Below are 334 nucleotides of genomic sequence, written 5' to 3'. Positions count from 1 at the left end.
TGACCCCGGCCGCCTTGGCGAAAACGCCAATGGTCAGGTTCTCCAAATTGTTTTCCATATCGCTTGACTCCGTACATGAGTACGGAAGTAAGGTTACGCTATCCAATTTCAATTCGAAAGGACAAGCGCATGTCTGAACCAAAAACCGGGCGCGGCGCGCTCTTCACTGGAGGGCTTGCCGCCATCCTCGCCTCGGCTTGCTGCCTCGGGCCGTTGGTTCTGATCGCCTTGGGGTTCAGCGGCGCTTGGATCGGCAACTTGGCGGTGTTGGAACCCTATCGCCCCATCTTTATCGGCGTGGCGCTGGTGGCGTTGTTCTTCGCCTGGCGGCGCA

Annotated in this window: 1 protein-coding gene; it reads left to right on the top strand. The window is 58.4% G+C overall.

Translation table 11 applies throughout. The annotated features are described in order from the left end of the window. Window positions 1-129: 129 nt before the first annotated feature. Window positions 130-334: mercuric transporter MerT family protein (locus RVY79_RS18320; protein ID WP_317465959.1), on the top strand; the 205-nt coding region annotated here is incomplete at its 3' end.

The organism is Chromohalobacter sp. HP20-39, from assembly GCF_033052815.1.
Taxonomy (GTDB): domain Bacteria; phylum Pseudomonadota; class Gammaproteobacteria; order Pseudomonadales; family Halomonadaceae; genus Chromohalobacter.
The sequence above is the reverse complement of the archived record's forward strand: the minus strand, read 5'-3'. Positions and strand labels throughout refer to the sequence as shown.